The sequence below is a fragment of the Sphingomonas sp. OTU376 genome, assembly GCF_038440415.1.
GTDB classification, from domain to species: Bacteria; Pseudomonadota; Alphaproteobacteria; order Sphingomonadales; family Sphingomonadaceae; genus Sphingomonas; species Sphingomonas kyeonggiensis_A.
Genome location: NZ_JASATQ010000065.1, coordinates 20,812 through 28,365 on the forward strand (window position 1 = coordinate 20,812; position 7,554 = coordinate 28,365).

Annotated in this window: 8 protein-coding genes; all 8 read right to left on the reverse strand. The window is 68.8% G+C overall.

Annotated features, from left to right (window positions below):
• Positions 1–311 precede the first annotated feature (311 nt).
• Positions 312–1,337, reverse strand: coding sequence for a sulfotransferase (locus tag AAHM44_RS20515; RefSeq protein ID WP_342251136.1), 1,026 nt, complete (start codon positions 1,335–1,337; stop codon positions 312–314).
• Complete coding sequence (locus AAHM44_RS20520) at positions 1,321–1,692, reverse strand: hypothetical protein (RefSeq protein WP_342251137.1); 372 nt, start codon at positions 1,690–1,692, stop codon at positions 1,321–1,323. The genes AAHM44_RS20515 and AAHM44_RS20520 overlap by 17 nt, the downstream gene beginning before the upstream one ends.
• Positions 1,689–1,895 (reverse strand): hypothetical protein, encoded by a 207-nt coding sequence (locus AAHM44_RS20525; protein WP_342251138.1) that lies wholly within the window; start codon positions 1,893–1,895, stop codon positions 1,689–1,691. The genes AAHM44_RS20520 and AAHM44_RS20525 overlap by 4 nt, the downstream gene beginning before the upstream one ends.
• Entirely contained in the window at positions 1,886–3,256 is a 1,371-nt protein-coding gene (locus AAHM44_RS20530) for an arylsulfotransferase family protein (protein ID WP_342251139.1), read from the reverse strand. Before AAHM44_RS20530 ends, AAHM44_RS20525 begins: the two co-directional genes overlap by 10 nt.
• Positions 3,257–3,345: 89 nt before the next feature.
• Complete coding sequence (locus AAHM44_RS20535) at positions 3,346–4,677, reverse strand: sensor histidine kinase (protein WP_269574287.1); 1,332 nt, start codon at positions 4,675–4,677, stop codon at positions 3,346–3,348.
• Complete coding sequence (locus AAHM44_RS20540; RefSeq protein WP_184170282.1) at positions 4,674–5,399, reverse strand: response regulator; 726 nt, start codon at positions 5,397–5,399, stop codon at positions 4,674–4,676. Before AAHM44_RS20540 ends, AAHM44_RS20535 begins: the two co-directional genes overlap by 4 nt.
• 56 nt (positions 5,400–5,455) lie before the next feature.
• Positions 5,456–5,842 carry an OsmC family protein gene (locus tag AAHM44_RS20545; protein ID WP_269574286.1) on the reverse strand — a complete coding sequence of 129 codons (387 nt, stop codon included), beginning with the start codon at positions 5,840–5,842 and terminating at the stop codon, positions 5,456–5,458.
• Positions 5,843–6,024: 182 nt separating this feature from the next.
• Positions 6,025–7,431: a TolC family protein gene (locus AAHM44_RS20550; RefSeq protein WP_342251140.1), complete on the reverse strand. Its 1,407-nt coding sequence runs from the start codon at positions 7,429–7,431 to the stop codon at positions 6,025–6,027.
• Between the last annotated feature and the right edge of the window lie 123 nt (positions 7,432–7,554).

The window sequence follows — 7,554 nt, forward strand, 5'->3', positions numbered from 1 at the left end:
GGATGGCGGGAGGCGCCTAGGCAGCTACGACTTTGGTCGCATGACCGGGCGCCAAAACTCCTCCCGTCACCCCGGCCTTGAGCCGGGGTCCCGCTGCCTTGCCCGGCGGAAGAAGAAGCGGGATCCCGGCTCAAGGCCGGGATGACGAAAATGAAGCGATTCCAGCCAGCTCCAAATCCTCCCCCGGAGGGGGACCGCAGGCGCAGCCGGTGGTGGAGGGGTAGCGCGCCCCAAGCATCACAGCCCGTGGAGAATACCCCTCCACCAGCCTGCGGCTGGTCCCCCTCCCCATCCGGGGGAGGATTTGAAGCTCAACCAAACACCCCCCGGAACCGCGCATGCAGCCGCGCATGCGTCTCGCCCGCCCGCGCCAGCAGCCCGGCATCCGCCGCCGCTTCCCGCAAATCCGGCGCCCGCAGCGCGGAGGGGTCGATCGGCGCCTCGACCATTACCGCCAGCCGCGGCCCATAGACCCGCGGCGCCGCGCACAGCGCATCATAGTCCAGGAAGAATTGCCGCTCCTGCACCGCCGCCGGCGCCGCCAGCAGCGCGCGGTGCACCGCGTCCCACAGCCTCAGCCAGTAATCGACATGGCCGGCATCCTCGCCCGGCCCGGGCGCGCCGTCGAAGCGGAAGGGCCGCTGGTCGGCGCCGAACTCGTGATGCCCCAGCCAGCTCATGAACCGGCGCCGGAACGGGTCCTCCGCCGCCAGCGCCACCGCGCGCCGGTGCTGCGTCAACAGCGACAGCGCCTGTTGCAACGGTTCGCGGAACGGATGGAGCAGGACTGCATCCGGAAAGCTGCTCGCCAGCCCCTCCAGCCGCAGGATATTGTTATTGTTCTTAGATAGATAGCGTGTGCCGCCCTGGCTCAGCAGGACCAGACGCATATAGTCACGGAACGCAGCAAGCGTCGGCTTTTCCGGGGCGATCGGCAGCAATTCGCGCCGCTTCAGGTAGCGATTGCCCTCGAACGCGCGCCAGAAAACCTCCTCGATCGCCTCCGGGCTATCGAGATCATGGGTCAAACCGTCGCCATGGCCGCGCTCCCGGGCCTCGACATGCCGCTTGCCGCCGAGCCACGCCCAGCTGTTGGGCGCAAGTGGAAACGGAAGTTGGCGATAGGCCGGGGCGGCAAAGTCCCCGCCGGAATGCAACAGCCGGGTGAGGATCGAGGTGCCGGCGCGCGCCAGCCCGGCGATGAACACCGGTCGCCTGATCTCCAGCGTTTTCAGCCGCTTGCCATGGAGCGCCCGCTCGATGTCGAACGTCGCTTCGAGCAGTGCGGGCGAGCCCAGGGCGATGCGGTGGAGGAGCTTGTCAGCGCGCCCGTACACGGCGAACCTGCCAGCGCAGCGCCGCATAGCCGAGGGTGAGCGGCATCAGTGCCAACTTCGACGTCCAGTCCGTCCGGAAGGCGTCAACTTCGGGCAGCAGGGCGTTCAGAGCGAGCAGACCCAGAAGCGGCGAAGCGGTCGCCACCAGCAGGCCGCCGGCACGGACCGAGTGCATGAACATCCGCCCCGAAAGGATACGCAGCGCCCTCTCCTTGCCCCATTCGGAAACGCCCCTCCTGGCAAGCAGCCGCATGGCATGCTGGCTGCAGGCGGCAAGCTCCTGAAAAGCCGGGACAAGCGGCAGGGCGCGGGCCAGTTCGAGCACCGCGATGATGGCTAGGAAGGCGAGGATCACCGGGCGCGCCCGCGGATGCGGCGGACCAGCCGCTTGACCGGGTACCAGACGACCGAGACGATCGCGAGCAGGATCGAGCCGATCAGCCCGAAGGCGACGCCGATCGCGCCCAGGCCAACTCCGGGGCCGGTATAGGCCTGGGCGGCCAGCGGTGCCGTAAGGGCGAGCGCAAGCGACAGGAAACGAAGGGTTTTTATGAGCATTTTGCAGTCACCGTAGCTTGAATGGCCGGGCCATCGGTGGTGGGATCGAGGTAGCGCGCCCAGCTAAGGGCCATGCGCCGCTCGGCGGAATCGGCGGAGATGTACCGCCAGCGAAGGTCGCCCCCGGGGGACATGCGGACGAGGCGGCCCTGCTCGGTCTCCTCGATCATCGCATCGCCGCCCGGCAGCGGCGTGCCGCGGCCCTGGGCGCGCGTGGCGATCCGGTTGGCGGCGAAGCCGCGCTCCCAGGGCGAGCTGGTGTCGCCGCTCGAAAGATCGTGGACCAGCAAGCGGTTATGCCCGTTCACCCGCTCGTCCGGGTAGCCCATCAGCGTGTTGTTATCGAACACCGAGATGCGGTGGTCGTCGAGGATGCTCACGTCGTGCTGGAAGCGCCACGGGCCGATCTTCCACCACAGGATCCTGCCGGTCTCGGGCCGGTAGAGCGCGATCAGCGACAGGTTGCGCAGGCTCAGGAACAGGTCGCCCTTCTTCCAGAAGCGCCCGTCGGCCATCGCCGGCTGGATGTCGTTGAGATGGAAGGGATCCTGCACATAGGGTCGCCCCCGCCACAGCCGGGCGAGGCCGTTGCGCTCGAGGATCTCGGCGATGCGGTCGACCTGCAGCAGCGCGCCCTCGGGCGAGACCTTGGCGACGCTGTCGTCCCAGAAATCGGCCTTCACCCCCGGCTCGCGCGGCACCGGGTAGCGATAGGGCACCCAGAGGTTGCCGTCCGGCCCCTGCTCGGTCGAATGGGTGAAGATGCCGTCCAGCGACCAGAGCAGCTTGCCGCAGGCGTCGTAGCGGGCGAGCGGCGAGCTGTCGTGCAGCACCAGGCTGCCGTCGGCGAGCAGCAGCGGGTGCATCAGCCGGTTGCGCGCGGCGTCCTTGTCGCGGTGCACATCGGTGAGTTCGGAGGCGAATTTCGACCGTGCATTGGCCGCGTCCACATCAGGCACGAAAGTGTGCACGGCCTGCCCGTCGGAGAGGCGCAGGAGCTGGACGACCGAGCGTTTGCGCTTGGGATCGAAGGGCGAGATCAGTGCATAGCCGCTGTCGGTGAAGCCCGGATCGCGGGTGAAACCGCCCGGAAGCTTCTCGTAGCTGCCGCCGAAATAGGGTGCAGGGCTCTTGAACATGCCCTTGATCGTGTCGGGCACCCGCGCCACCGCGATCGCCGCCCGCCCGACCGCGCCCGACTTCTCCCAGCCATCGACGATCGCACCCATGCCGATCGCCGCAAGCGGCAAGAGCAGCAGTACCAGGACGAGGCTCCACAGCGGCACCGGTCGCGCCAGCGCGCGCTCGAGCACATTGGTCTCGCCCTTGATTTCAATGTCTAAACTTCGATCCTGCCCCATGAACCCTCACAGCATGTGAAGGAGTTCGACGGGATCGATGTCGGGGTGATTTCGCTTCTTCGCAGAAACGTTTCCGGTCTGTGGCCGTACTAGACGGGCAGCGTCACCACCGCGGAAAGTCCGCCCTCTTCGCGGTTACGCACGGTCAGGTCGCCGCCATGCGCGCGGGCGACGGCGCGGGCGCTGGCCAGCCCCAGCCCGATCCCGCCGGTATCCCGGTTGCGCGAGCGCTCTCCGCGGAAAAAGGGCTCGAACACGCGGTCCAGATCCTCGGGCGCGACGCCCGGGCCGTCGTCCCGCACCTCGATCACCGCCTGGCCGTCGGCCTGCCCCAGCGACACCTCAGCGCTGCCGGCGTATTTGATCGCGTTGGTGACAAGATTGTTGAGCATCGCCTTGAGCGCGGGGGAATTCCCCTCCACCACCACCGGCTCGCCCGGCGTCAGCGTCACCGGTTCGCCGCGGTCGCTCATGTCGTCGGTCACCGTCTCGGCGAGCGAGCGCAGGTCGAGCGGCTTGCGGACCCCCTGCTTGGTGGTGTCGCGCAGATAGGAGAGCGTCGCGGAGATCATCGCCTCCATGTCGCGGATATCGCCCTCGCAGGCCCTGCGCAGGTCGTCGGGCGCCGCCTCAAGCCGCAGCCCCAGCCGCATCAGCGGCGTACGCAAATCATGCGCGACGGCACCGACCACGGTCGCGCGATCATCGACATAGCGGTTGAGCCGCGCCTGCATCCGGTTGAACGCGGCGGCAGCATCCGCGATCTCGGTGGGCCCGTCGATCGCGATCGGCGCGGCGCGCGGGTCGCGGCCCAGCCGCTCGGCGGCGGCGGCAAAGGCGCCGATCGGCTTGGCGATCCGGTGCGCCAGCGCCCAGGCGAAGGGCGCCACGGCCGCCGCCGAGACGATCAGCCACCACAGCACGAACCAGCGCCACGGCTCGAACGCCGAGCCGGTGGTGACAGTGACCCACTGGCCATCCGCCCCGCGATAGCCGGCGGTGAAGTCCCCCGTGATGATGACGTCACGCGCCGATTGCACCGTGGCCGGCGGCACCGGGCGCGGCACGCTGGCCCGGTCATAGGTCTTCTCGCGCGTCAGGATCGGGGTCGGGAAGCTGATGAGAACGCGCTCGACCGGCACGTTCATCGCCTTGGCCATGGCGATCTCGGTACGTTCGCCACGCGGGTTCCAGGGCTGCTCGATAAAGTGATCGGACTTGGAGACCGAGAAATCGTCGTCGATCAGCTTGTTCTGCAACGCATCGACCGCCTGGCCGACCGTGTAGAGCTTGGCCGTCGGAGTCTGCACCGCGATCAGCAGGGCGAAATTCATCAGCTGCGTCACCGCGACGCAGACAACCATCAGCGCGAAGATCCGCAGGAACAGCGGCGATCCCGCCGCCCTGCCGCGCAATGTCACGCGCGCACGACCTTCGGCACGAACAGATAGCCTTCGTTGCGGACGGTGCGGATGATCTCGTCCCCGCCCGAGCGCAGCTTGCGGCGCAGGCGGCTGACCTGCACGTCGATCGCGCGGTCATAGGCGTCCGAATCCGGTCCACGCGCCGCGGCAAGCAGCGCCTCGCGGCTCAGCACCCGGCGCGGACGCTCGATGAACACGCGCAGCACCGCGAACTCGCCATCGGTGAGGCCGACGAGCACGCCGTTCGGATCGAACAGCTCATGGCTGCCCAGGTCGATCCGCCAGCCCTCGAAGGTATAGACGTCGCCGCTCTCGCTGGTGACGACCGCGCCGCGCTTGCGCAGCGCCGCGCGCACCGTGGCGAGGATCTCGCGCGGGCTGCACGGCTTGGGCAGATAGTGTCCGGCGCCGACCTCGAGGCCGAGGATGCGGTCCTGCTCCTCGCCGAGCGCGCTCAGGAAGATGATCTCGGGCCCGTCGGTGCGGGCGATGCGGCGGCAGGCCGAAAGCCCGTCCTCACCCGGCATCATCACGTCGAGGATCACGAGATCGACCGGCGTGCGCGCCAGGATCTGGTCCATGTCGCGGGTGCTGGAAGCCGTCTCGACGCGGTAGCCGCGCGAGCCGAGGCTGTTCGCCAGCAGCATGCGGATGTCACGGTCGTCGTCTACGACGAGCAGGGTCGCCGAATCGTCCTGAGGAGTCGCGGTAGCAAGCATGTTGCGGCTTCTACGACAAATTGCGTCCGGGATGTTGCGCGAAATTGTAACAAGATTTACCCGAGCCGTGTTTCGATCGGAACGCCCCGCTTCAGGGTGAGCGTCACCGGCGTCTTTTCCGCGATTTCGGCAAGACGGGCATTCTGCTCGGCATCGGTTCCGGTGATCGTCAGCACGCGCTCGATGTTGAGCGTCTCGCCCTGTCCGTGGAGGAACAGCGCGACGTCGATCTCCTCGACCGTCCAGCCCTTGCGCTCGGCATACATGCGCAAAGTGATCGCGGTGCAGGCAGCCAGCGAGCCCAGCAGCAGCTCATAGGGCGCCGGCCCGGTGTCACCGCCGCCGCGCGCCTCCGGCTCGTCGGCGGTGAGCGCGTGCGTGCCGAAATCGATGGCGGTGGCATAGGGCGCGCCGCGCCCGATCTTTGCATGAGCCTGGGTCATGGGCAGGAGACTAGCGGCTCTGCGAGGCCGCACAATGCCTATACGGGTGAGGCGCTCCCGCTGAACCATCTCCCCTGCCCCCAAAACCGTCATCCCCGCGCTGGCGGGGATCCAGAGTCAAAGGCGCTGTCCTTCCCGGCTCTGGATCCCTGCGTGCGCGGGGATGACAAATAAAGGGAGCGTCAGCTCTTCTGCCAGCCGCCACCCAATGCGCGGAACAGGTCGACCTGCGTCTCGGCGATGAACGCATCGGCCTGGGCCAGCGCCGCCTCGGCATCCGCGAACGTCCGCTCGGCATCGAGCAGCGCCAGCGAGTCGATATCGCCTTCGCGCTGGCGGGCCCGGGCGATGTTGACCGCCGCTTCCGCTTCGTTGCGCGCCGCCTGAAGCGCGGTGCGCCGCTCGAGTGCATGGCCATAGGCTGAAAGCGCCGTCTCGGTTTCCTGCAGCGCGTTGAGCACGGTGCCGTCAAAGGTGGCGAGCGCGACCTTGGTATCGGCCTCGGCACCCGCGACCCGCGCACGCGCCGGACCCGGATTCACCGCCCAGTTGAGCAGCCCGCCGACCAGCCAGCGTAGCGGCCCCGCGCCGAACACGTCGCCGAAATCGGTGCCGGTCGAGCCGCCCGAAGCGCCGAGCGTGATGCGCGGATAGAGGTCCGCGGTCGCCACGCCGATCCGCGCGGTGGCGGCGGCAAGACGACGCTCGGCGGCGCGGATGTCCGGACGACGCGCCAGCAGCGCGGCACCGTCGCCAACCGGGATCGGCTGGCTGAGGCGCAGCGTGGTGTTGCGCTCGCCCACCACCGCCGGCAGCTCGGCCGGGGTGCGGCCGGTCAGCGTGGCAAGCCGGAACAGCGCCGCATCGCGGGCCGCCTTGAGCGCCGGCACATCGGCCTCGCGCTGGTTGCGCAGCGCGCCGATCCGAGCGGTATCGAGCCGGGTCGCGAGGCCGACACCACGGCGGCGTTCGGTCAGTTCGATCGACTGGTCGAGCAGCTGGACGATATGCTCGGCCACGCCCAGCCGCTCGGCGGAGGAAGTCGCATCGGCATAGGCGCGCGCCGTCTCGGCGGCGACGATCACGCGGACGGCATCGGCATCCGCCTCGGCAGCACCGACATCGCCGCGCGCGGCTTCGGTACCGCGGCTGAGGCGACCGAACAGGTCCGCCTCATAGCTGACGCTCAGCCCGGCATCGATCTGCCAGTCGTTGAGCGGTGCGGCAGGCTGGCGCTGCCCCTCAGGCAGGCGGCCATAATTGGCGCCGGCGCCCAGCGTCGCCTGGGGCAGCTGATTGGCCTTGGCGCCGCGCAATGTCGCGCGGGCCTTCTCGATCCGCGCCACGGCGATGCGGATATCGGTGTTGGCGGCGAGCGCGTCGGAGACGAGCTGGTCGAGCACCGGGTCGTTATAGAGCCGCCACCAGTTGCCCTGGACGGGCTCGACGGTGACTGCGGGATTGGCCGCGACGAAATTGCCCGCGGCGGTCTGCGGCGGCGTCGGCGCGACATAATTCGGACCGGCGGCGCAGGCGGCGAGCGCCAGTGCCGAAGCGGTTGCGAGGAAAATACGATAGGTCATTTTCATTCCTCCGCCTGCTCCCCGGCGGAAGCCGGGGCCCAGGGGTACAGAGCGAGATCGTTCGTGGCTCTGGCCCCCCCGGGTAGCCCGGGGGCCCCGGCATAATTGCCCCGGCCCCCCAACGGGGGA